This window comes from Geosporobacter subterraneus DSM 17957 (assembly GCF_900142145.1).
GTDB classification, from domain to species: Bacteria; Bacillota; Clostridia; order Peptostreptococcales; family Thermotaleaceae; genus Geosporobacter; species Geosporobacter subterraneus.
Map to the genome: position 1 here is coordinate 21,714 of NZ_FQZV01000034.1, position 24,310 is coordinate 46,023.

21 protein-coding genes are annotated in these 24,310 nt (G+C 40.4%); 3 read left to right on the forward strand and 18 right to left on the reverse strand.

The features are described 5' to 3' along the window. Window positions 1–11: 11 nt before the first annotated feature. The 7 genes from BUB56_RS12655 to BUB56_RS12685 form a co-directional block, all read right to left on the reverse strand. Entirely contained in the window at window positions 12–1,124 is a 1,113-nt protein-coding gene (locus tag BUB56_RS12655; RefSeq protein ID WP_110941678.1) for an ABC transporter ATP-binding protein, read from the reverse strand. Window positions 1,125–1,298: 174 nt separating this feature from the next. Further along, complete coding sequence (locus tag BUB56_RS12660; protein WP_110941679.1) at window positions 1,299–2,387, reverse strand: XdhC/CoxI family protein; 1,089 nt, start codon at window positions 2,385–2,387, stop codon at window positions 1,299–1,301. Window positions 2,388–2,671: 284 nt separating this feature from the next. Beyond that, window positions 2,672–3,316, reverse strand: coding sequence for a beta-phosphoglucomutase (gene pgmB / locus BUB56_RS12665; protein WP_190014494.1), 645 nt, complete (start codon window positions 3,314–3,316; stop codon window positions 2,672–2,674). Then, window positions 3,309–5,582: a glycoside hydrolase family 65 protein gene (locus BUB56_RS12670; RefSeq protein WP_110941680.1), complete on the reverse strand. Its 2,274-nt coding sequence runs from the start codon at window positions 5,580–5,582 to the stop codon at window positions 3,309–3,311. The genes pgmB and BUB56_RS12670 overlap by 8 nt, the downstream gene beginning before the upstream one ends. A gap of 9 nt (window positions 5,583–5,591) precedes the next feature. Further along, entirely contained in the window at window positions 5,592–6,416 is an 825-nt protein-coding gene (locus BUB56_RS12675; protein WP_110941681.1) for a carbohydrate ABC transporter permease, read from the reverse strand. A gap of 13 nt (window positions 6,417–6,429) precedes the next feature. After that, the gene (locus BUB56_RS12680) at window positions 6,430–7,671 is read right to left on the reverse strand and encodes a carbohydrate ABC transporter permease (protein ID WP_110941682.1); all 1,242 of its coding nucleotides are present in this window, start codon (window positions 7,669–7,671) and stop codon (window positions 6,430–6,432) included. An 80-nt stretch (window positions 7,672–7,751) separates the two neighbouring features. Beyond that, on the reverse strand, window positions 7,752–8,996 hold the full coding sequence (locus BUB56_RS12685; RefSeq protein ID WP_110941683.1) for an extracellular solute-binding protein: 1,245 nt from the start codon (window positions 8,994–8,996) through the stop codon (window positions 7,752–7,754). Between the two features lie 220 nt (window positions 8,997–9,216). Between BUB56_RS12685 and BUB56_RS12690 the strand changes: the two genes are divergently transcribed. Together BUB56_RS12690 and BUB56_RS12700 are read left to right on the forward strand one after the other, a co-directional pair. Further along, complete coding sequence (locus BUB56_RS12690) at window positions 9,217–9,930, forward strand: helix-turn-helix transcriptional regulator (protein WP_110941684.1); 714 nt, start codon at window positions 9,217–9,219, stop codon at window positions 9,928–9,930. Window positions 9,931–10,124: 194 nt separating this feature from the next. Continuing rightward, window positions 10,125–10,580 (forward strand): hypothetical protein, encoded by a 456-nt coding sequence (locus tag BUB56_RS12700; protein ID WP_110941685.1) that lies wholly within the window; start codon window positions 10,125–10,127, stop codon window positions 10,578–10,580. Between the two features lie 236 nt (window positions 10,581–10,816). Here BUB56_RS12700 and BUB56_RS12705 read toward each other — a convergent pair whose 3' ends face one another. From BUB56_RS12705 to BUB56_RS12755, 11 genes are all read right to left on the reverse strand, one after another. After that, entirely contained in the window at window positions 10,817–13,252 is a 2,436-nt protein-coding gene (locus tag BUB56_RS12705; RefSeq protein ID WP_110941686.1) for a glycoside hydrolase family 94 protein, read from the reverse strand. Between the two features lie 22 nt (window positions 13,253–13,274). Beyond that, window positions 13,275–15,686 carry a glycoside hydrolase family 94 protein gene (locus BUB56_RS12710; RefSeq protein ID WP_110941687.1) on the reverse strand — a complete coding sequence of 804 codons (2,412 nt, stop codon included), beginning with the start codon at window positions 15,684–15,686 and terminating at the stop codon, window positions 13,275–13,277. A gap of 84 nt (window positions 15,687–15,770) precedes the next feature. Next, a complete protein-coding gene (locus BUB56_RS12715) occupies window positions 15,771–16,649 on the reverse strand; it encodes a carbohydrate ABC transporter permease (RefSeq protein WP_110941688.1) in 879 nt (292 codons plus the stop codon). 11 nt (window positions 16,650–16,660) lie between these two features. Beyond that, on the reverse strand, window positions 16,661–17,557 hold the full coding sequence (locus BUB56_RS12720; protein WP_110941689.1) for a carbohydrate ABC transporter permease: 897 nt from the start codon (window positions 17,555–17,557) through the stop codon (window positions 16,661–16,663). A 75-nt stretch (window positions 17,558–17,632) separates the two neighbouring features. Then, window positions 17,633–19,003, reverse strand: coding sequence for an ABC transporter substrate-binding protein (locus tag BUB56_RS12725; protein ID WP_110941690.1), 1,371 nt, complete (start codon window positions 19,001–19,003; stop codon window positions 17,633–17,635). Between the two features lie 125 nt (window positions 19,004–19,128). Further along, window positions 19,129–20,166: a LacI family DNA-binding transcriptional regulator gene (locus BUB56_RS12730; protein ID WP_110941691.1), complete on the reverse strand. Its 1,038-nt coding sequence runs from the start codon at window positions 20,164–20,166 to the stop codon at window positions 19,129–19,131. Window positions 20,167–20,343: 177 nt separating this feature from the next. Next, the gene (locus tag BUB56_RS12735) at window positions 20,344–20,730 is read right to left on the reverse strand and encodes a hypothetical protein (RefSeq protein ID WP_110941692.1); all 387 of its coding nucleotides are present in this window, start codon (window positions 20,728–20,730) and stop codon (window positions 20,344–20,346) included. Beyond that, window positions 20,723–21,964: an N-acetylmuramoyl-L-alanine amidase gene (locus BUB56_RS12740; protein ID WP_110941693.1), complete on the reverse strand. Its 1,242-nt coding sequence runs from the start codon at window positions 21,962–21,964 to the stop codon at window positions 20,723–20,725. Before BUB56_RS12740 ends, BUB56_RS12735 begins: the two co-directional genes overlap by 8 nt. A gap of 1 nt (window position 21,965) precedes the next feature. Further along, entirely contained in the window at window positions 21,966–22,412 is a 447-nt protein-coding gene (locus tag BUB56_RS12745) for a hypothetical protein (protein WP_110941694.1), read from the reverse strand. A gap of 236 nt (window positions 22,413–22,648) precedes the next feature. After that, on the reverse strand, window positions 22,649–23,638 hold the full coding sequence (locus BUB56_RS12750) for a phosphotransferase (protein ID WP_110941695.1): 990 nt from the start codon (window positions 23,636–23,638) through the stop codon (window positions 22,649–22,651). Between the two features lie 28 nt (window positions 23,639–23,666). After that, on the reverse strand, window positions 23,667–23,891 hold the full coding sequence (locus BUB56_RS12755) for a hypothetical protein (protein ID WP_190014495.1): 225 nt from the start codon (window positions 23,889–23,891) through the stop codon (window positions 23,667–23,669). A 225-nt stretch (window positions 23,892–24,116) separates the two neighbouring features. On the opposite strand from BUB56_RS12755, the gene BUB56_RS19700 reads away from it, so the two are divergent. After that, a partial coding sequence (locus BUB56_RS19700; RefSeq protein WP_330392639.1) for a hypothetical protein occupies window positions 24,117–24,310 on the forward strand: 194 nt, incomplete at its 3' end.

A 24,310-nucleotide genomic window follows, 5' to 3' on the forward strand; every position in this document is an offset into this window, starting at 1 on the left:
AGTGTAAGCTTTTAAATAATTCTCTTTTCGGTTTCAAAATCAAATAAATAAACCTTATTCCAGTGATAATTCAATTCAATATCATCTCCTGCTTTTTTTACTGATTTTGAATCAACTCGTGCAATAATCTGTTTTCCGCTGATCATCATATGAAAATATTTTTCAGCACCCATTAGTTCGGCCACTTCTATTTTTCCATATATGGTCGAAAAATCATGATGGAGCGGTTGAATATCTCTTTCGTGAAGATGTTCCGGTCTGATTCCCACATAAACTTTTTTCCCTAAGTACCCCCGCTGCTCAAGTATTTTTTGCATTTCTTCTGTAATATTTATGGGCGTATCGTCATCTAGCTGTAATTCAATTTTATCATGATTTTTTACAACTGTACCATGTAGTATATTAATTTGTGGACTTCCGATAAATTCTGCCACGAATAAGTTTTCTGGATTTTCATAAACATTTTGTGGTGTGTCAATCTGTTGAATATCTCCGTCTTTCATAATGACAATCCTTGATCCCATGGTCATCGCTTCAACTTGATCATGAGTTACATAAATGAAGGTAGATTCAAGTTTTTTGTGTAACTTTGTAATCTCAGTTCGCATTTGCACTCTGAGCTTTGCATCAAGATTAGAAAGAGGTTCATCCATTAAAAACACCTTAGGCTCTCTGACAATAGCCCTGCCCAAAGCCACACGCTGCCTTTGACCCCCAGATAGGGCTTTTGGTTTACGATCAAGTAAATGTTCAATTTCTAAAATTTTTGCGGCTTCTTTTACTTTTTGATCAATAAGGTTCTTTGGCATCTTTCTTAATTGAAGCCCAAAAGCCATGTTGTCATATACACTCATATGTGGATATAGGGCGTAATTTTGAAATACCATGGCAATATCGCGATCCTTTGCAGATACATCGTTGACCAGGCGATCTCCGATATACAGTTCTCCCTCTGATATTTCCTCCAAGCCTGCTACCATTCGGAGCGTTGTTGTTTTTCCACAGCCTGATGGCCCTACGAGTACAATAAATTCTTTATCTTCAATCTCCATATTGAAATCTTTAACTGCATATACATTGCCAGGATAGATTTTTTTAATTCCCTTTAATATTACTTTTGCCATATTTTTGCCCCCTCAGTTTTCTTTACCCCAAGTATACAGGATGCATAGAAGAAATTCCATTGTGAAAATTCACAAAATATGCATATAGAATTATACAAATTAATAAAAACTTAATTTCCCCTTCTCTAAAATAAATTATGTCAAAACCTTCTTTTCTGACCTTTTCTGACGTATTTATTTATCACAAGACTCTATAAGGACCTCCATCACGCCACCGCAAACCATACCCTCTTCTTCAGCAACTTCACCTGTCATGTCTATGCTATGAACCCTATGCCCTCCATCCCGGATTACATCACGTGCTATATGAATGATCTCGCCTTCACTGCACCCTCCGCCTATACTGCCCAGCGTCTTTCCGTAGGGCCATACAAGCATTTTGGCTCCTGCTTTTCTCGGGACCGAGCCTTTTGTAGAAGCCACTGTAACCACTGCCTTAGGATCATTCTCTCCTTTGCTAAGTTCCTCTAATACTGTTCGATCAAGCTCCGGCCAATTGATTTTTGGAGATGCAGCACTTCCCGATAGGGTATTGGCCAGCCTTCTGTAGCTAATAACTTGTGCTATAATGGAAATGGCTATCTCATCAGGTGTAACCGCACCTATGTCCAGACCGATCGGCGCATTCACCTTGTTCAGCTGTTCTTGAGAATACCCTTCACTGAGTAATTGCTCTTTTACACTTTTAACCCGTCGCTTAGAACCAATCATCCCAATATAGGCTGCATGATACTTCAACGCCTTTCTAAGACAATCCATATCATGTCGATGCCCTCTGGTTACAATGACAACATAAGCAGACTTATTTATATGAAATAAATTGAAACACTTTTCGAAGCTCTCACAAATCACCTTTTCAGCATCGGGGAATCTTTCTTTGTTGGCAAATGAGGGACGATCGTCGATAACAGTCACTAAAAATCCTACCCTGGCACCTAACTCAACCAAAGGTTTTGCAATATGCCCTCCCCCCAATACAATAAGACGAGGCTCCGGAAAGTAGGGCTCAATTAAATAGGTTATGGTATCTTGTTCTTTAATAAATTGAATGTTTCCGGTTTCCAAAGCATACTGCGCCTTTTGGTAAATTAGTGTATCCAGTTTGTCTATAGAAGTATAGACCCGCAGGTTTTCCTCCGTAAGCAGAATTTTCTCTGGAGAAACATTCCGGTCATTGCCTTTATCATTCATTATTGTGACCATAACAGCCTTTTTCCCTGCATCTAATTCATTGAGCAGGCTTTTATAGGCATTAGCAATCATTTTATTCCACCTCCAAATACAGTGACCTAATTTATTTTGTTACCTTCCTGATTCCTATCATTCTGATGTATTTTGCATACGTTTTAATCATGTATGACTGCACTTCTTTATCATAGGCACGGTCTCTGGTTACAATGATAACATAACTATTATGATTTATTTTAACATAGTCAGTCAGGTGTCAAAAGGCAGAATCGCATTTACTTCGTCAGCGAATAATCGAAAGTTATGGTATAAAAACAACCACTGTGACTTAACTGTCAACAGTGGTTCCATAAGAGGGGCTATGTTATAATGCTTAAATCAATTTCAGCTATGCTATTAAAGACAATATCTGCTTCTTTTAATACTTCCGCATCTCCAATACCTATGGCATACATCCCTGCAGCTTTTATGGCTTTAATGCCTGCTATGGCATCTTCAACTCCTATACATTCTGAAGGCTCTACCTCTAGTGCCTCTGCAGCCTTCAGAAAAATGTCCGGTGCCGGTTTGCCCTTTTTCACCTCACTGGGGTCTACAATATAGTCAATATATTCTTCCAGTGCCATGGCCTTGATCAGAGCTGGGGCATTGTGAGATGCACTTCCGATAGCTATTTTTATTCCTTTCGCACGCAGAAACGCAAATAGTTCAACTACCCCCTCAAATACATTTTCCGGGGTAAATTGGCTGATCAGCTGCTTATAGTATTCATTCTTGCAAAAACTGAGCTTTTCCATCTCATCTTCCGTATACTTCCCTAGTATGCCTCCGTGAGCAAGAATGATTTTTAAAGATTCTTCTCTCGAGACACCTTTTAGAGACTCATTTACCGAGCTGTCGATTTCCACGCCAATCATATGAGCGATTGCTTTCCAAGCTTCAAAATGCTGGTGGCTGGTTTCGGTGATCACACCGTCTAAATCAAATATAACCGCTTTAATCATTTCTTTTCATTCCTTCTAAAGGTATTTTCAATAAGCTGTCTAACCCATATTGTTTATCATAAACTTTTATTTCCAGTCTTTCGCCCTCCAACAGCTCTATTTCCAAATGATCTGTAACATTTACCCGCAGTTGTCTTCCCCTATAGAACAGCTTAAATTCATATCCGCTCCAATTCTCAGGGCACCAGGGCCTTAAGGATATTCCTGTATCCTTGATGCGATATCCCGCAAATCCAAATATAACAGATAAGGCAGTTCCCCCCAGATTGGCTACATGGAGTCCGTCCTTCGTATTCCCATGGGTATTGTCCAAATCCAAACGAACGGTCTCCATGAAATAGTCATAGGCTTTCTCACAATAGCCGCATCGGGAAGCCATGATGCCATATATGCAGGAGGATAGGGAAGAGTCATGGGTCGTAACCTTCTCATAATAATCAAAGGTGTTTCGAATGATCTCATCTTCTAAATCATCTTCCAGAAGAAAATGTGCCAGGACTGTGTCTGCCTGTTTAATCACCTGGTATCGATAGATGGTCAGTGGGTGGTAATGGAGGAGCAAAGGGTATTTGTCCTCAGGCGTTCCTTCAAAATCCCATAGGGCCTTATCTAAAAAGGTATCATCCTGCTTATGAATTTTCCGCTGCTCATCATAAGGCAAATACATGTTTTTGTAGGCTGAAATCATTTCATCGATCTCAGATTCCTGCATCTGGATTCTCTGAATAATCCCTTTAAGGGCCTCCGGTCTTTCTTCCTTAAGAATGTGATAGAGCTTGACCGCCCATTCCATGTTGTATCGTGCCATAACATTGGTGTAGTAGTTATTGTTAACAATACAGGTATATTCATCTGGACCGGTAACACTATGAATCATGAATTTTCCATTGGAGAAATGTCCAATCTCCAACCAGGTTCGGGCGGTTTCAAAAACCACCTCTGCGCCATAATGACAGATAAAATCCAGGTTTTTATGCTGTAGGTAATGCTGGATAAACCCATAGGCCACATCCCCATTGATATGGTACTGGGCCGATCCCGCTGGAAAGAAAGTGGAACACTCCCTGCCGGCAATGGTTCGCCAGGGGTATTTTACGCCCCGCCTATGGCCTAAGGTACGGGCCTCATTCCGCGCCTGGTCCAGTATACTGTGACGATAGGTCAGCAGTTTTTCAGCAATCTGAGGCTGTGTCAGCTGAAAAAAGGGCAGTATGTAAATTTCCGTATCCCAAAAATAATGACCCTCATAGCCTTCGCCGGTTAATCCTTTTGCTGCGATGTTTGTCAAGCCGTCTTTTCCCGCAGACTGAAGCAACTGAAATAGACTAAACCGCACTCCTTGTTGGATAAGATCATCACCAAATATCTGAATATCTGAATGCTTCCAAAAATTTTCCAAATATTTTCTTTGGTCTGTTAAATGATCCTCTAAGGATATATAAGATTGTTCCTTAATGATCTTCAACACACGATGTTCAACAGGCTCCTGTTGACAGCGGCTGTCGCAATAGGCTGCATACTTCGTTAAAGTGATGTTTCCGCTGGTTGCATATTCTGCTGTCATTCGAGGCTCATGCTCTCCTCCTATCACCACGGATATTTCCGGTTTTGAACAACGGTGATATACTCCGCAGCATACCTCAAAATCCAGCTTTTTTGTCCTTGCTTTTAAAACCATATACGCTTCATCCACCAGACTGCTGCTCTTCCAATCCAACAGCTGAGCATGTTCCCCAACTCGCGGATCAAAATCATCTGTATAGTTGCTTACATTCCCATCCACAATGGATCTGATCCGTATTTCTCCATCGTACTGAACTTCAGCTTCGATCAATAACAGTTCCTTTACCTGAAAAGAAACCATTCTTCGAAACCGGACAGTAGCGGTTTTTCCTTTTTGGGTCCGATAAACAAAGGAGCGCTCTGCATATCCTTTGTCAAAATATAAGGCCCGCTTATAGTCTGTGTGACATCCGTTAAATAGAGATACCCGCTCTCCGTCCAAATAGATTTCCATGGTCTGCGCATCCATGAGATTGGGCATCTTCTCCTGCACCTCTGGAAACCCAAACAGCTTTTCACTGTACTTCGCTTCTATCAGATCATAGAAGCCGTTGATATAGGTTCCCCGAATACTGGTATACTCCTGAGGATACCCTTCCTCAAAGCAGCCTCTGATCCCGAGATACCCGTTGGCAAGGGCATAAAGGCTTTCTTCAACTGGCAAAACATTAACATCCAGAGATGAACTTTCTAATTTCCACATGTGTTTACTCTACTCCTTCACGGCACCAGATGTAAGTCCGGAGATAATCTGACGCTGAAATAATATAACAATGATTAAGGTAGGAATCGTTACTACCACTGTAGCCGCTGTAACCTGGCCCCAGAAAATCTGGAATTGTCCCCTTAGGAAAGTAATGGCTACTGTAGCTGTATGATAGCTGCTGTCGGGATTAAGGGTTAAAGCAAGCAAAAATTCGTTCCATACGGAAATAAAGGTAATGATCGCCGCTGTAAAAATACCCGGCAGTGCCAATGGCAGGATAATATCGGTGAATGTCTTCATTTTAGAAGCCCCGTCTATTTTTGCCGACTCCTCCATCTCTTTTGGCACCTTGTTAAAATGTATCACCAGTATATAAATAGCCACCGGCAGTGCAATCATAGAATAGGGAAGACTGATAAAGTAGGAATTGGTCCAATTCAGCTTGACAAATAACTGATAGATTGGCCCTACCACGGTTATTTGAGGGAACATGGAGGTAGCCAATACTATCGCCAGTATCAGACGTTTTCCAACGAATTTGAGCCGGGCAATGGCATAGGCAGCTATTGCAGCTACCATGGTGACATAGGTTGTGGTAATCGTAGAAATGATTAAACTATTTTTCAAAGCGTTTAAGATATTTCCCCTAAATAAGGCTTCATAGTGTTCAAATGTAGGCTGGTCTGCCAGTATCTTGAAAGCACCAGCCCCCCATATCTCACTCTCAGGCTTTAGAGAGGTCAGAAATACCCAAATAAACGGAAATATAATGATCAATAGATATAGGACAATAGCGGCTCCAAAAAGTCGCTCTGCTTTTTTGTTTATCACAGGCTTTCACCTCCTAATCCGATATGAGTTGAATATCTAGGAACTTAATATATAAGTAAGAAATCACACCCACACAAAGAGCCATCACCAAAATAATGGCAGCCCCATAGCCAAACCTTGTCTGGGCAAACATGACCTTATACCCGTAGATAGAAATGGACTCCGTGGTTCCTCCAGGTCCACCACCGGTCAATACCCATATCAAATCAAAAATTCTAAATGCATCTAAAGTTCTAAAAAGCAGTGCTACCAGAATCGATGGTTTCAGCAGCGGCAGAGTGATATGCAAAAACTGTTTCCATTTATTGGCGCCGTCCAGCATGGCAGATTCATATAAACTGTCGGGAATCACCTGTAATCCGGCCAGCAGCAATAAGGCAAAGTAAGGGGTCGTCTTCCAAACATCGGCAAAAATGATTGACCAAAGTGCACTGGAGCTGGTCAGCATTAAATCTGTAGCCTGCTCTACGATGCCAACCCGAGCCAGAATAAGGGCTACAATTCCGCTGGAACCATTATAAAGGTATGCCCACATCAGGGCAGCTACGGAGGTAGGAATCGCCCAAGGGATTAAGGAAAAAGTTCTGATCAATCCCCTGCCTATCATCGCTTTATTCATTATCAGTGCTAATATTAAACCAAAGACTAATTCCATTCCAACGGAAATGGATGTGAAGAACAAAGTAACTCGAATGGTCTGCCATACCCTTGGATCTCTTAGTACCGATTGGAAATTCTTAAGGCCAACGTAGTTTGGCTGAATGATGGAGGTTTCCAGCTCTGAAGCGACCATCATTATATCCTCCTGGAGGTTAAAATCATCTTCAATCCGATAGAGAGCTTCCAAACCAGCCAATACCTGATCAGAAGCTTTCACCAGAAATTCGTGTTCTTGATCATTGATTGACACAATACCTGTCTGCCCCGGAAACATAGCCTGAATACTTTCATAGATTTCAAGAATCTCCTGCTGTGTATCTTGAATCCTCTCTTGGGTACTGCTTTGTTTGACTGTGTCTTTTTCAATCTCCAAATAGTAATCTATATAGTCAAAGGTTTCATGCATCAGCTTCAAATTATACTGCTCAGTAAAATACAAGCCTGATTTTTGCTGGTCATTTAGCTGAAAATCAAAGAATGAAAACCTTGTTGACTGGGCAACCGGCCACAGAGAGAATAGTATAATAAAGATCAGTGCAGGTATTACTAAGACATAGCCCAGATGATGATCTAACCATGCATTCATTTTTCTCATGAAAACAACTCCTATAAAAGATCTAATAAAAAAGCTTTGGCGATTTTCACCAACCAAAGCTTTTATGGAATTCCTTATTGTTACTGTAGTTTTTCTCCAATGTTCTTCACAGCATCCTCTAGTTTTCCATTTCCGGATAAATACTCATGGGCTCTTAACTGGATTACATCAGATACTTCTGAATAGTTTGCAACTACAGGTCTTGCAATTGTGCTTTGCAATGCTTTCTGGAATGCTTCATCGGTTAGCAGTGCATTTGCCTGCAGTACCTTTGGCTCGTTCATTAGTGCATTGAAGCCTGGCAGATAACTGCCTACGGTAGCATTAATGGTTTGCCCTTCAGGACCTGCGATAAATGCTAAGAATTCTTTAGCACCTTCCATGTTTTGAGCATTTACGTTAACGCCTAAAATCCAGCCGCCTACAGTACCGCCATTGGGCAGCGCAGCATAACCGATTTGGTCTACTTTAACCGTATAATCTCCCGATGCAGCCATTCCGTTCATGTATGGCCAGTTTCTAGCAAAAACAGATTCTCCATTTAAGAAGGCATTATGGGTTTCCCCTTCTGTATAGACCAAGATATTGTCTGGAGTTGCCTTGGAGTCTGTGAACTTCTTCATCATCTTCAATCCATTTTCCAGGTCAGTCCAATTGGCTGTAAATTCATTTACATTACAGGTCAGCCCTTCATACTGGCTGGATTGATACACATAGCCGTACTTTGTACCGCCTTGGCCAGAATACTTTTCTGCCATTGCAAATAAGTCATCATAGGTATATTCACCACTGGCAAGCTTTTTAGCATCCTCTTCTGATACGATATCTTTACGATAATACAAGAAGCCTAAATCTGAAAAATAAGGCAGTGCATAGTGCTTTCCTTTGTATTTTCCTGACGATACAGAACCTGCATTAAAATCTGTAGGTTTCCATCCTGCATCCTTGATGAAAGTATCCAGAGGCTCAAGATAACCGGCCGCTGCAAACTCCCCTGCCCATACTACGTCCATGGAAATTACGTCATATTCTCCTGACTTGCTGGATAATGAGTTTACGATTTGATCGTGCATATTTCCCGAATCATTTGTCAAAATAATTGCTTCTACTTCATAAAGCTCACTTTTCTCATTAAATGCTTTTACGATACTCTCCAGAGCTTTCGTACTGTCTGCCTGAACTGCAAACTTAACCTTTGTTTTCGCAACTGGCTCATTAGCCGCTGGTGCTGGCTCCCCCGCAGGTGCCTTCGGAGTGCATCCTGCAAGTGCAATCAAGGATAAAATTAATACCATAATGAGACAAATAGATAAAATTCTTTTCATTTACGCTCCCCCTTTTTTAATATCTTCCTTCATCTGAGAATCAAGGCTTCCGTTCTAAAACCTATGTCCGCCCTTAAATGCTCACGTGTGGCTTGTTTGATTTCATAGAAAACGTTACCAAACAAATCACCATATTGACATTGTAAACGATTTCTCATAGGATAATAATAGAATTTTTAGTTTATTAATAATATTTTAATATAATCTTAGGAGGTTTTAAATGTCAAACTCATTCCTCTTTAAAAAAATGGAGAACCTGCACTGCGATTACCGCCACCCATCCTATTATCTGGAACGAAAGCTCCTTAATGAAATGAAGCGAGGCTTGGAAAAACAGGCATTGCAAACCCTTGATACGATTAATTCTACTGAACGGGCGACGCTGGCCGATAATCCCCTTCGCTCCCTAAAAAATTCTCTTATCGCCAGCTGCACACTTTTTACACGAGCTGCGGTGGAAGCAAATGTCCACCCGGAAGATGTCTTTTCCCAAAGCGATGTATTTATTATAGAAATCGAACGGCTTAATAATATCAAGGAATTGCAAGCCTTTGAATATCATATGGTAAAAACCTTCATCAAAATGATCAATCAGGAAAGGGTCCGGTCTTATTCCCTGCCCATTACCCGTATGATCAATTATATCCATGAGCATATTACAGAAAAAATATCTCTTGATGTACTGGCACGTTTAACAGAAAAATCTGCTGCCTATTTGTCTGCTGAGTTCAAAAATGAAGTTGGCCTCACGGTGACAGATTATATTCAGCAGCAAAAAATTGAAAACTCCAAGGACTTCTTGGAGCTTACCAATATGAGTATTCACGAAATTGCTACTTTATTTAGCTTTTGCAATACTGCTTATTATGCCAGTGTCTTTAAGAAGCACATGGGCATGACCCCCAGCGTTTATCGCAGTAAAAAAAATATATAAGTACTTTAATAAAATAAATCTTTATTTAGAGGTATTTTCATTATGCAGCAGTATAAATTATTCGATGCAGAATATAAATTCGTAAGTTTAATTTGGGGAAGTGAACCTATTAACTCCACTGAATTGGTAAAGCTTTGTCTTGAAAAGCTGGGCTGGAAAAAAAGCCGCGTTTCTGGGTCACTGCGGCTACAGTTGTGGTTACCCCAGTTCTTATAGCTGCATTTATAGCAAATCCGCAGAATACTCAGACATCTGAGGCTATCCCCTCACAGGATGGGATTACCGTAAGAACTTCAATAGGGGAAGATATTGAGAAGGCCATTCAAACTATTATGTACTCCCCTGGTACGTCCTCCAACCTCGGAGATTATATTACTTTTACAAAGCATGAGGACAGTACTTACAGATTAGAGGAATACCTGGAAGCCATAGATGATTCATATTTTGGAAAATCCATAAAAGAATACTGTATCATGCCTGTATCCAGAAAGGAAATCAAAGGGCTTTATGATAGAATTATGGAGGACTATGGCAGCCATCATACTCCTTCAGAGCTGCTCATGAAAAACCTCTTTGAGCATCTTAAAGACAACAACCAAAAGAACATTATTCTCAAAAGGCTCACGAATGAGCTGGTACCTTTAACATAATCGTCCCCCCTTACGATAATTCTCTGTAAATTAGTATCTATCAACAATTAGATTCTCTAATGCTAAAAACATCGGTGCATGGTCCGATGTTTTTATTATCATTTTTGTATACTGCCGCTTTTTTGAACTTACCAAAGCTATTAAGGTGTTTTAAAGTTTAAAAAACGCTCTTTTCCGATTCAAAATCAAATAGATATACCCATATATGGATGAAAAATCATGATGCGAATGCTGTTTTAGCCCATTATGACCTCCACATTGTGCACAGCAGCATTATCCAATAGTCTAATAAAGTTGCTGTCTTGTTCCTGACCATCGATAATTATTTTTTTGACTCCCTTGCTTACCCCCTCAGGATTCCTTATGGTTATATGGTATTCTGCATCACGATATACCCGTTTAATGGCTATATTATCCCAATCCTTTGGTATACAAGGATCGATCGTCAAACCGTCATAGTCTGGCCTGATTCCTAATATCCATTTTGTAATGGCTTCATAATTCCAAGCTGCAGTACCCGTAAGCCATGAATTTTTTGCTTCCCCGTGCCTTGGTGCATCCTTCCCGGCGATCATTTGTGCATATACGTAGGGTTCCAGTCTGTGAATCTCACTGATTTCTTCCAGATAAGCCGGTGCAATCTTCCTATAATATTCAAAAGCCTTATCCCCTCGCCCTAACAAGGTTTCTGCAATCATAATCCAAGGATTGTTGTGGCAGAAGATTCCTGCATTCTCCTTGTATCCTGGAGGATAGGAGGATATTTCTCCAAGATTTAATTTGTATTCGCTATAGGCAGGCTGCTGCAGCACTAATCCGTAAGGTGTATTCAAATACCGATCCACTGCATCTAATGCCCTTTGTGCCTTACCGTTATCAATTCCGATTCCTGCCATTACACAAAAGCCTTGGGGTTCAATAAAAATTTTCCCTTCCTCATTTTCTACGCTACCCACCTTATCTCCATAGAAATCATAGGCTCTTAAAAACCACTCTTGGTCATAACCGTGGGTTTCAACATTATTGTGCATTTTTTCAACTTCCAGAAGAACACTTTGGGCCAAGTCCTCCTTTCCTAACCGCTTATATAATCCAGCCAACTCTTTTCCTATATAGACAAACATCCCCGCGATAAAGACAGACTCTGCAGTTTTTCCCTTTTGGTTTTCACAGGTTTGGAAGGATTCGTCCGGGTTTACAGAAAAGCAGTTTAGGTTTAAGCAGTCATTCCAGTCGGCACGGCCAATGAGGGGGAGTCCATGGGGTCCCAGATTGTTTAATGTATAATGAAAAGACTTTTCCATGTGCTCTAAAAGAGACCCCATGTTGTTTGGATCGCAGTTATAGGGTACCTGCACATCCAGAATATCAAAATCACCTGTTTCCTTGATATATGCGGTGACAGCTAAAATCAACCATAGGGGATCATCATTAAAGCCCGATCCTATCTCGTGGTTTCCTTTTTTTGTTAGGGGCTGATACTGATGATAAGCACTGCCGTCTTCAAATTGTGTTGCTGCGATATCTAGAATTCTTTCTCTTGCTTTTTCGGGAATCTGGTGCACAAAGCCTAACAGATCCTGGTTTGAATCCCTAAAGCCCATACCTCTTCCTATACCTGTTTCAAAATAAGATGCACTTCTGGACATATTAAAGGTAGTCATACATTGATAGGGATTCCATATATTCACCATTCGATCAAGCTTCTCGTCATGACTTTTCACTGTAAACTTTGTTAACAGTTGATGCCAATGTTCTTTCAGCTCTAAAAATGCCCTATGAACCGTATCGCCGGTACTGTATTTTTCCAGAAGCTTTTTTGCTCTTTTTTTGTTGATGACGCCCTTTTCCTGCCATTTCTCTTCAACAGGGTTTTCAACATAACCTAAAATAAAAATAAGTTCTTTCTCTTCACCGGGTAGCAGCTTTATCTCAATACTATGGGATGCGATTGGATTCCATCCGCTGACAATTGTATTATTAGATTTTCCTGCGAGTACTGCTTCAGGCTCATGCAATCCGTTGAATGGTCCTAAAAATGCCTCTCGATCTGTATCAAAACCGTTGATCTGGTGATTCACCCCGTAAAAGGCATAGTGGTTTCTTCTTTCTCTGTAATCGGTTTTATGATAAATCGTTCCATTATCCACTTCCACAGCACCGATACTGTAGGTTCTTTGATAATTGGTCATATCGTCATAGGCGTTCCAAAGACAGAATTCAATAAAGGAAAAAATAATAATCTCCTTTGGGACATTGCCCTTGTTCCTTACTTTTACCCGATGTATTTCTATGGGGTCTCCCAAGGGGACCATATACAGTGTTTCTGTTTCTAAATGGTTCTTCACCCCTGTAATTTTTGTATAGCCCATCCCGTGCCTGCATGTATAGCTGTCCAAATCCTCTTTTACCGGCATCCAGGCAGGTGAGTAATAGCCATCCTTATCCCTTATATAAAAGTATCTTCCGCCGTTATCCAGCGGGATATTGTTATACCTGTATCTCGTCAGTCTTCTGAGCCTGGCATCCTTATAGAAACAATATCCGCCAGCCGTATTGGATATCAAGCCAAAGAAGTTGTCACTTCCGAGATAATTAATCCATGGATAGGGGGTTTTAGGGGTTTGTATTACATATTCTCTATTGACATCATCAAAATACCCGTATTTCATATTCTACACATCCTTTCATCGGTCATCCCATGATTGCCTCTACATCATAAATTGTGCCCCCATCGGGGATTGGGATTGTTTGCCCCTCTATTTCATTTCCATTCAAGAATATCTGCTTCACCCCTTTACTGATACCCTCCGGATTTTTAACATTTATATTAAAGACTGCATTCCTAAAATGTCTTGTGACCGTAAAACCCTGCCAGTCGGTGGGGATACAGGGGTCTATGATTAATCCGCCATAGCTGGGTCGGATTCCAAGCAGGTATTTTACTGCTGACTGATACATCCATGAAGCCGTACCCGACAACCAGCTGTTCCGCGCCAATCCAAATTGAGGATGCTCATCTCCCAGGATGTTTTGAGGATAACAATAGGGCTCACACTCGTATTCGTCAATGATATTGTTTTTTAGTGCCGGATTGATTTGCGTATAATATGTATAGGCTTGATTGCCATTTCCAAGCATCGCTTCGGCGATGATTACCCAGGGATTGCTATGCAGGAAAATGCCTCCGTTTTCCTTGGCTCCCGGGGGATAAGTGGTAATCCCTCCCTTTTCTGGTTCGTAGCCCGAATATCCGGGATAACTCAATTTAATCCCCTTCGTTGTATTTAACAATTTATTTACGGATATTAGCGCTTTCACCGCCCTGTCATAGGGTGCAAAGCCAGAAATCACACTCCAGGACTGGGCATTGACATAAATTTTCCCCTTATCATTTTCCTTTGACCCAATTTTATCTCCCTTATCATCAAAATAGCGAATATACCAGGCCCCATCCCAACAGCACTGGTTTACATTCTGCTTCATTTCTTGATAATATCCATGATACTTCCGTGCCGATACCGCATCTCCAAGGTATTCCATCAGCTCAGTCATTTCCTTTAACGCAGCACCGTATAGATTGGCCGTAAACACCGACTCTGCACCGTAAGGAAGATTCACTGTATCATTCCAATCAGCAAAACCCAGCAGAGGTAAGCCGTGAGCACCTAGATCCTGTCTTGTAAATTCAATGGCCCGCCTTAGATGTTCTAAGACTGTTCCCCACTCTAAAGGTTTTTCTTCCCTGTCTTTTTCATAGAAAGGTATTTTTTTCGATAGAAATCCCATATTTCCGGTTTCCTTCATATAAGCACAAACTGCTAAAACAATCCATAAATGATCATCGCTATAGTACTTGGGTCTGTCTTCCATCTCTCTTGAGTCCCCTGCATTGGCTTCCATCGTCAGGGGATTAAGCTGGTGCATTGCAGACCCATTTCTGTTCTGCACATGGAGGAGCATCTCCACAAGTTCTCTGCCTTCCTCCGGTGCGTGGCCAAGTATTCCCATAGCATCCTGGGCACTATCCCTGAAACCAATTCCTCTGGCACCAAAGCCCAATTGGTATAAGGACAGATACCTGGCCCAATTTTTTGTAATATAACACTGGCGGGGATTATGGATATTCAGCATCCTATTCATCGCTGCATCGGGGGTATTCACCACAGCCTTTGAAAGATAATCCTCCCAAAATTGCTTAAGGGCTGCCAGTGCTTTATCCACTGATTTAGGATCTCTATACTTATGAATATCCTTTATGGCTTCGTCTATCTTCGCAGTTTGGCCCAGCTGTGTAATCACCCGTTTGCGGTCACCGCTTTGCAGGACACCTAAATGGTGCATTAAAGCTCCTATATTATCTCCTCTCAATGCTTCATAATTGCTTAATTCATCTTGATTTAGACTTTCCGGGGATTTCCATGTGCCGTATCCATGATTCCCAAGAAATTTTTTTCTATCTGATTCAAAAGAAGAGATTGGGTGATTAGATGTAAAGTAATTGACGCGATGCTCTCTATTCATAAAAGCATATTGGGTTAATATTTTGCGGCCTTCAGCCTCTTCGATGATTTTTGACTGCATGGTTTGCGGAACCCAATCTGCGTTTGTAAGCTGCTTTAAAGCGTCGAAATGCGTATACTCAATAACAGGAATCAAATCTAATTGGACGGGCTCTTTGTTCAGATTGGTTATACATATGTCTCTAATCTCACAGAAACCATTTAAAGGAACAAAAATGGTTACTTCAGTTTCTATTCCGTAAAATTCAGATATGATTTTCATATAGCCTAAACCCACATGACATTCATATCTGTCATAATGATCCAGGGTAGGCACATAGAAGGGTGAAAAAATCTTATATCCTGATGCACCGCCTATCCGAATATAAAGGGTCTCCCCTTTAAACTCCCCGCCAGGCAGCTGGGGGATATATTTAATAATCCGATTTAAGGCCGGATCTCCCTTACAGAGCAGGGCTCCGCCGGTTTGGTCCACAAAACCGCCAAAGTCGATGGTACCGATATAATTAATCCATGCAACAGGTGTCCGAGGTTCCGTAATCACATACTCCTTCTGAAGGTCATCAAAATATCCATACTTCATAATCATTCTCCTTACCTTTTCTTGATCTCGCCTTGAAAAGCCATACCCTATTTCAGTATCCCTGTCTTTTCATAGCTTTAATAACTACTGCTTAACAGCCCCAGCCGTCAGTCCTCCGATAATGTATTTTGAACAAAAGGCAAATACAACCATAATCGGTACCATTGACATTGCAATCGCCACATAAACGGCACCAAAATCTGTTCGGTATACCCCTTTGGCCATGGCTGTTAAAATCGGTACCGTATATTTTTTCTCGTCATACAATACAACCAATGGAACTAAGTAGCTGTTCCATGAGGCGATAAAAGTAAAAATTGACATGGTGGCAATAGAAGGTGTTATGATGGGAAGTACAATCTTGTTAAATATTCTAAATTCACTGCATCCGTCTATTCTGGCCGACTCAACGATTTCATTGGGTACTGCAGCGTCAATATAAAGTTTTACAAAGAATACAAAGTTTGCATTGGCTATGGCAGGAATAATCAATGCCAAATGCTTATTGATCAGGTGAAGCTCACTGCAAACCTTAAAAAAACCGATCAATCCAAGCTGAGATGGAAACATCATAGAACCGAGCAATATGCCAAATAAAAGCCTGCTTCCTTTAAATCTGTATTTAGAAAATCCATAGGCCGTTAAAGCACCAAAATAAGCTGCTAAGGCCGTGCTGGATATGGAGATAATCAGGCTGTTTTTAAAGCCCTGCCACATGTTTACGCTGTCCATCATTCTTTTATAGTTGTCTGCAAAAGCACTTCCCGGCAGTACATTTAATTGCGTAGCGATATCATTGCTGGTATGAGTAGCATTAATGATCATCATATAGAAAGGCAAAAAGCATAAAACTGCTAGAGAAATCAAAAGAAAGTACAGTCCAATCGTTGATAGTTCCCATTTTGAGTGCTTTGTCCTTAATGGTCTGGACAATTCCTTCTGCGTAGTTAAATCAAATGCCATTATACTCCCCCCTACTCATAAAGTGATTTTCTGTTGATGAGTCTATAGGCAACAGCTACCACCATGATCACAAGTACAAATAAACCGACACCTATCGTTGCCCCATAGCCAAAATTATAATTAGCAAATGTGGTATTGTATAAGTACATCACCATGGTGAGGGTTGAAATCTGCGGTGCACCGTTTCCCCCGGACAGTACGTAGGGAACGTCGAACATGGTTAAACCGCCAATCAGCGACGTTACTACCTGATACAAAATGATCGGTCGGAGACAAGGAAGGGTTATACACCAAAATGTCTGCCATTTATTTGCTCCATCTACCCTGGCAGCTTCGAAATACTCTTCAGGAATCGCTCGAATACCAGCCATAAAAATAATCATGCTGTATCCAAACCACATCCACCACAAAGTAAAGGAAACTGCAAACCGCGAAGAGAATATATCCTGCAAAAAGTTTATAGGCTCATCCACAAGCCCAAAGGACAAAAGGATTCGGTTTATAGACCCCGACTGCCAATCCAATAGAAAAAATACTAATGTACCTACTGATGCCATGGTCACAAGGTTGGGCAAATAATAGATCCATCGAAAGAAGGCTTTTCCCTTAAGCTTTCTGTCTGTTAAAGCTACTGCTAAAGCAAGGCCCATGATCAACTGAGGGATAATACAGCCTAACCACATCATCCATGTATTGCCTACACTCTTAAAGAAAAAGCTATCGTTAAACAGCCTTTTATAATTCTCCACGCCAACGAATTGGGGAGGTACAATGCTTCCGTCCCACTTGGTAAAGCTAATGCCAAAAGAATAGATGATCGGATAAACTACAAATATAGTCAATATAATAAAAAATGGTGCGATGAACAAATATCCATATGTATCTTTTTGAATGCTTTTTGACCGCACATCCGTTCCTCCCTTCCATGGGAATAATGAATGGAATTGCCTTATTAGCAGGGTTGCTAATAAGGCAATATTCACCTACTCAACGATCAAATCCGGCAAATCGGATTTAACCTTCTCTTTGAATTGTTGAATAAACTGCTCTTTTGTGATCTTACCTGCCAGGTAGGTTTGCATGATATCCTGGAATGATTTGCGCATCTGATCATCATACTGGGTAATAAGATTACCGTTGACTTTTTCTACCATAGGACCATAAACTTCATAGGTGTTTTGATTTACAGTCTTATTGACAAAGCTTGAATCGTTCTTTAGCTCTTCAATTACAGCGATGTGATTTACAAAGTCTCCTGTTTTAATTGCCCATGCTTTTAAATGCTCTTTATCTGTTGCAAGGAATTTAACAAATTCCCATGCAAGTTCCTTATTTTTAGACTGCTGGGAGATTCCTGCCCATGTCCCGCCTTCATAATAAGGCATAGGTGTAGCTACAGCCCATCTTCCGGCCTGTGCATTTTTCTCATCGTTTACAGCTACAATCCACTGAATACCCCATGTAGGGATTGCATAGCACATATGGATATCATCGGCTACTGCAGCTGACCAGGCCGGTGTCCATTGCCTGATACCACCCTCAAGACCTTCGTCTCGCATGGTCTTAGCGATGTCAATATACTCTAGCATTTTTGGATCAATGATAAACTTGTTATCCTTTACCCATGGCTGTGTACGTGCTCCGCCCACGTATATTTTATACAAATCCTCTGTTCCTACAAACAGCTTCGCCTTTCCTTTGCTGGCCTCTTTTACTTTTCTGGCGGTCTCAACAATCTTTTCCGGTGTTGAAAGCATCGCTGAAATCTCATCGGGATCATCTGTTCCTAAATATTTTTTTGCCAAATCCCGTTTATAGCCAACGCCGCCTGGACACGCTTGCCATGATAAGGCTCTCATATTGCCTGCGTTGTCTCTGCCGATATCTACTGTATAAGGGATGTTTGCATCTACATATTCTTCCGCATTAAAGGGTGCAGCAGACAGGTTTTCGAATCCTCCCGGCAAATTTACAAATCTCTTAACAAATGCATTTTCAGCTGCCAATACATCCGGCATGCCTGATCCTGCACGAATGGCTGAAGTTACTTTATTTTGATAAGCTAGATCTGTGTCCGAGGTAATCTGAACATTTACTTTTACATTTGGGTATTTTCCCATAAAGGCTTCTGCAAGCTTTGGCCCCTCATCCTTGTTAAAGTGCCAGAATGTAAGCTCTCCGGTAAAATCTTCCGGTTTTTTCTCTGCCGGAACTACACCACTTTCCGGGCTTTCCTGCGGCGGATTGTTGGCTGCCGGTTCTGAACCTTGGTTACTGCATCCGGCAAACAGCGATGCAATGAAAACTACACACATCATCAAAGCAAGCGCTTTCCTCAAATGCATTTTTTTCATCTTTATTTCCCCCTTTTAAATAATGGATGATTATGTGATGCTATACCACTAGATTGTCATATGAAAACTGTATAGCCTTTGTACAAGCTGTGTGAACACGCGTTCATTCTGCATTAAAAAAATAATTACTTCATCTTTCGACAAGAGTCTCGGATGATTAACTCAACAGGTATCTTATAATTTGCGTAGAAATTGATTTCCTCTTCATTGGCTTTAATCAAGTTATTGGTAGCCATAAAGGCCATATTGAGCAGCGGTATTCTCACTGTTGTTAGTGCCGGCTGCAGATACCGGGCTAACTCAATATCATCGAATCCAACCAGAGATATGTCTTCCGGTATTTTTAGACCTAACTCCTCAATGGCACGCATAGCCCCCAAACACATACTGTCATTGGCAATAAATATGGCTGTGGGTGTTTCCTTTAATAACAGCTTCTTTACAGCCTTATACCCGCTTTCTTCCGTATAGTTACCCTTTACAATCATGTTATTCCTAAGAGGTATTCCGCCTTCAGCCAATGCTTTTTTGTATCCTTCTACCCTTGAAATCGCAGTAAACTGCTCCAAATCTCCAGTGATATGGGCAATTGCAATATGGCCCAGCTGAATGAGATACTTGGTAGCCTCATAGGCGCCCCCAAAGCTGTCACTATTTACAACAATGGACCTGCTGAAGGGTTCCTGCTCATTTGACACCTCTTGTTCGATCACTGCCACATTGTATCCGCTTTCAATAATTTCTATAATGGAAGGCTCACTGTTCTTTCCGCCGATAAAAATGCCCGCAGATATGGTTTTATTATAGAATAATTCCCTTACATTGTTAAAATCCTGCTGTTCATTTACGATTGTACTCAGTACATTGTACCGCTGTTTATTGGCTGCATCAATGACTGCACTGGTAAAAGGAGAAAAATATGAACTCGTGCACATTTTATTGCCATGGTTGTCATCCTTTGTGTCAATGATAAATAAGCCTATAATTCTACTTTTTTTGCCTGCCAGCATTTGTGCTGAGGCATGGGGAACGTAATTGTATTCTTTGATAATCTCCAGCACTCTCTGTCTTGTCTCTTCTGTAACATTTCCATAATTATTAATTACTCTGGAAACAGTACTTCTTGATACACCGGCAATTTTTGCGATATCTGAAGCATTCATGGCAACACCTCTTGTTATTATTGTGAACGCGTGTTTATACTAATAGTGTAACTCCATTTTCTGGATATTACAAGATGTTTTTTTGACTTTTTTGAAAATTATTCTTCATAGCGTATATCTATGTGGTAGAATCATAATGTTAAGGACTAAAGATTGATTAACTCAAGGAATCATCGATTACTGCTTTAGGTTTTTTACATAATATTCAATTCTATTGTTTATCCATTCATTTACATCTTCCATATAGGATTCAAGAAATTGGAGATCTTCTTCGGTTATGATTTTCATTACTCTATCTTTTGCCTCTAGGAAGGCTTCTTCTTTCTCTTGTTGAAAAAAAGAGTCTGCTTCTTTGAGATTGTTGACCATGGACTTATTAACCGTCATGACGCTTTGCATAATCGTATTGTCTAACTTCGACATAATTTCGTCGATTTTCTTATGATTCTTTATAGTCTTTTCTCTATTATTTATTGCGGATAAAAGCTTTGCACAGTAGTAGAGCACCACCAAAATGGAACCGATTATGACTGTAGTGGAAATAATGTACAGCAAGCTACTCATTTTTTATCAACTCCTTTCTTAAATTATTAACCAGGCAAAATACAACACCCTTGGTAGCAGGCTGATCAATCGTATCTATGTGATCATTTAAGAGGAGCCCGGCCTTCCGTAGTTCGTCATGGCACACTTTTGCCCAGTGGGGAGTCGAAGGAATCTCTGGAGTTACGGGCTTATCGGGCAAAGGATATCTTTCCGCTACCGTCCTCTGTAATTCCACTATCCTTTCTCCATATCCGATACCGGGAACGGCCCACTTCCCATTGAGATCTTCCCAGTAAGTTACACTTCCCCTTCTGACCAGATGAAACCGCTTATCGTATAAGGTACGTCCTTCAGGGATCGATGTGGTTGCAGCATAAGCATATAAATGCTGTATATGGGCTTCAACTCCCGCTTCTGCTGTAGGAAAAAAAAGTCCTGGATTGCTGGGTCCTGTAGCTCCAAGCCCTGCAAAATTATTTTGCTCAGGCTTTACCACTCCTGTAAATCTTAGCCAGTTGGTCTCATGGACGGCTTGGAGAAAGGCTAAATCTGCTTTTATGCCGTAGACAGGGGCAATCCGGTAGTAAGTATCCACTATACTTGTATTTGCAGCGCTGTTAACCGCCTTCAAAGCAGCTTTCAGTTGTTCCGGAAGGAGAATAGAATTTCCCTGTATCCTTGTCTTTAGAGCTATACTGGAGTTTATATATTTATCTATGCCTGCTGCTACTGCTGCTGTAAGTCTATCCTGCCAGGCAGGATCCGTCAGTAGTTTAAAATCTTCGCCATTATCCATAAATCCAAATTCGACAATAATGGTTTCTACTGTGGGATAGGTTCCCCGGATAATATAGTAATAATCTTGACCTACACGGGATGGAGCTGTACTTTCTCTGCTGAAAACCCGTCTTACAGGAAAGCCTGTTTTCCTGACTTCTTCCGCTGTCAGTTTTGCCAGCGTCCCCTGGGAGTGTATGCTGTGAATCACTTCAAATCCTCTTGCAGCACCGTTTGCTGCATTGTTATGACAAGAAATGCATATATCTGCTCCCGACTTTTTTATTTTGTCTGTCAATTCATCGGGTGAATAGTAATGATCATTGATAAGGGATCTATCCACTTCAATATTATAGTTTTCAAGCTTTACCGCAAGAAGCCTGGCATAAACTAGATTTAAGTCTTTTTCCTTTACCCCAAATCCTGATGCTCCCGAATCCTTCCCCCCATGTCCAGAGTCTATAATGATTTTCATACTATACCCTCCATTCCAATTTTTCTGCTAGGTTGTTATCCTTCAGCATTTGCGGATTTAAGCTGCAGACAATCATGTTTTCAATCCATTTGTCCAAGGCCGTATATTTTTTAGACAATTCCTCCATTAGGATTTGACTGATAATCTTTACAGAATTCTCTTTTATGAAATTAAAGGCTGTCTTCATTTCCTCATCTGTAAGAACACCTCTTTTTTTAAGAATATCATCGATATATGTCTGATAAACCGCTGTAACTGCAGTATTTATAATATTCTCTGTCATATCTGCATATTTATGGAGTTGTGCATCCTTAAGCTGATTATTGATATCCTCTGTCTTCTTCTTAATCAAGGCTATTAGATATGCCGCTATAACCGGCACCAGCGGAATCAGCAACCCCCGTATGACGGTAATGACCAGTTCATTGAATAGTCCGGTATCATACATGTACTTCACCCCTTTTTCGTCTATATTAAATTATATGTTATCAAGGATATGTTGGTGAGGTATTGTTTACTCAGTGATTCTGCCCTTCTAATGATTGGAATTAAAAGGACCGGGACACAAAGAACCTAGTTTTGCCTTTTACTATGCAAAAACTAGGTTCTTTGTATCCTGTGTTATTGTCTAATTTGGAATAATAGAAAATATACAGGGTCGTATATTTTTCTCAAATAACTTTTTTAGAAAAAACCGCAAACTTCTTTAATCTTTTTTTCCCCGTCATCGGATAAAATATAGTTAATAAACGGTACTTGCTGCTTTAATTGACGATCGATTTGCAGACTAGGGTTTCTAGAAAAAGAAGCTGTGCATATAAAAAAGCAACTCACCCTGGCAATTTCCACCTGCAGAAGCTTTCTTTCCTGTTCTGTCAGGCGACCATAACCTTTCATAAATGGTTTGGCAAAAGGCTGAAAATCTGCGTGTATCAAGAAATTCCAAAGAACATAGGCAACATCAAATAAACGCTCCCTTCGCTGTGCAAAATCAAAATCCAAAATACAACGAACTCTTCCACGGCCATCAAATAGCTGATTTCTTTCATTCCAATCCCCGTGTATAATAGTATTGGGCAAACCTGGGGATTGACTGGACCATAAGCCTGTAATTTTGTCATGCAGATCTTTTATCAGCATTACTTGCTCTCGGGGAATACTATCTCCTAATTCAATGAGACGGGCAATCCCCTCATTTAATATCTTGCGGGAGGGATAAATTGATCCCGCTGGCTTTACAATCTCCTGGAAATTAGCCAATGTCATATGCATCTTTTTTAGAATTCTGCCGCTTGACACTGCTTGCCTCTGCTCAAAGCTGAATTTCCCTGCATCCACAAAAGGGGTCAATTGAACCCTTAAGTTTTTCATGCTTACATAATATTCATCATTGATGTCCTGTAGCGGTAATATGACCGGCACATGGTTCATATGAAGGATTTTCATAACTTTAATAATGGAATTTAGCCTTTCCGGCTCTGTATGCAGAAGCTTGAGTACAAATTTTCCAGCTTCTGTTTCAAACATCAGATTTATGTTGGCAGTATTTTCAAAACGTTTGTGAATACTTTTTAATTTTCCGATATTGAATTGCTCGCAAACATAATTAATATCTTCAGCACTTAAGGAACAACTATCCAAAATTATTTTTCCCTGCTCACTTATTTCTACCATAATACCCCTCCTTCAGGGCATTCACTGTTTAAATATTGTGGAAATAGTTTGGCATAGCTTTCTTCCATTGACTAAACAGTTTTTCGTCCAACTGCAATACGTGATCTAGAAATTGATATAATAAGCCTAATTCTTCCAGCTGCCTAAGAAATTTAACAGGATAGGGATCTTTCTGTGTAAATGCATGATAATGATCAACAAGCTTTAATGTTTTATCCTTAGACACCAGTATATGGCGTAAAGATGCATCCATTCTTTGATAGCCTAGCTTTTTCATTTCATAAAATATAGATAAGATTCGACGAGCGATCCTCTCTGTTATCCCCCCTTTTTTTACTAGATTAGCTCGTTGCAGAACTCTACAACTCGCACAAATACTGCATTTTAATCTATTGAAATGGCTAAGTTTCCCCCGTTTTGGGTATATATACATTGTGAAATTGTACATAACTCAAAACTTACAAGAAAGGAGAAACTTATGCCAATTTCAGCGAAACAATTAAATCTTTGTGATATCTCATCTGAATTTGATAAGTTCTTTCATCAGGATCAAAATAATCTACTTTCTCTATTAAACCAACATATTGATATTACTCCGTTTATCCCTTTTTCTTTTTATCAAAAGTATTATTCTTCACTAGGTACCAATCGAGACTATTCTCTTGAGGCTAT

What these genes read in the sequence shown, in the direction of transcription:
- BUB56_RS12655 (WP_110941678.1), bottom strand. Translation starts at nt 1,124, where the DNA reads ATGGCAAAAGTAATATTAAAGGGAATTAAAAAAATCTATCCTGGCAAT.
- BUB56_RS12660 (WP_110941679.1), bottom strand. Translation starts at nt 2,387, where the DNA reads ATGATTGCTAATGCCTATAAAAGCCTGCTCAATGAATTAGATGCAGGG.
- pgmB (WP_190014494.1), bottom strand. Translation starts at nt 3,316, where the DNA reads ATGATTAAAGCGGTTATATTTGATTTAGACGGTGTGATCACCGAAACC.
- BUB56_RS12670 (WP_110941680.1), bottom strand. Translation starts at nt 5,582, where the DNA reads ATGTGGAAATTAGAAAGTTCATCTCTGGATGTTAATGTTTTGCCAGTT.
- BUB56_RS12680 (WP_110941682.1), bottom strand. Translation starts at nt 7,671, where the DNA reads ATGAGAAAAATGAATGCATGGTTAGATCATCATCTGGGCTATGTCTTA.
- BUB56_RS12685 (WP_110941683.1), bottom strand. Translation starts at nt 8,996, where the DNA reads ATGAAAAGAATTTTATCTATTTGTCTCATTATGGTATTAATTTTATCC.
- BUB56_RS12690 (WP_110941684.1), top strand. Translation starts at nt 9,217, where the DNA reads ATGTCAAACTCATTCCTCTTTAAAAAAATGGAGAACCTGCACTGCGAT.
- BUB56_RS12705 (WP_110941686.1), bottom strand. Translation starts at nt 13,252, where the DNA reads ATGAAATACGGGTATTTTGATGATGTCAATAGAGAATATGTAATACAA.
- BUB56_RS12710 (WP_110941687.1), bottom strand. Translation starts at nt 15,686, where the DNA reads ATGAAGTATGGATATTTTGATGACCTTCAGAAGGAGTATGTGATTACG.
- BUB56_RS12715 (WP_110941688.1), bottom strand. Translation starts at nt 16,649, where the DNA reads ATGGCATTTGATTTAACTACGCAGAAGGAATTGTCCAGACCATTAAGG.
- BUB56_RS12725 (WP_110941690.1), bottom strand. Translation starts at nt 19,003, where the DNA reads ATGAAAAAAATGCATTTGAGGAAAGCGCTTGCTTTGATGATGTGTGTA.
- BUB56_RS12730 (WP_110941691.1), bottom strand. Translation starts at nt 20,166, where the DNA reads ATGAATGCTTCAGATATCGCAAAAATTGCCGGTGTATCAAGAAGTACT.
- BUB56_RS12735 (WP_110941692.1), bottom strand. Translation starts at nt 20,730, where the DNA reads ATGAGTAGCTTGCTGTACATTATTTCCACTACAGTCATAATCGGTTCC.
- BUB56_RS12740 (WP_110941693.1), bottom strand. Translation starts at nt 21,964, where the DNA reads ATGAAAATCATTATAGACTCTGGACATGGGGGGAAGGATTCGGGAGCA.
- BUB56_RS12745 (WP_110941694.1), bottom strand. Translation starts at nt 22,412, where the DNA reads ATGTATGATACCGGACTATTCAATGAACTGGTCATTACCGTCATACGG.
- BUB56_RS12750 (WP_110941695.1), bottom strand. Translation starts at nt 23,638, where the DNA reads ATGGTAGAAATAAGTGAGCAGGGAAAAATAATTTTGGATAGTTGTTCC.
- BUB56_RS12755 (WP_190014495.1), bottom strand. Translation starts at nt 23,891, where the DNA reads ATGGATGCATCTTTACGCCATATACTGGTGTCTAAGGATAAAACATTA.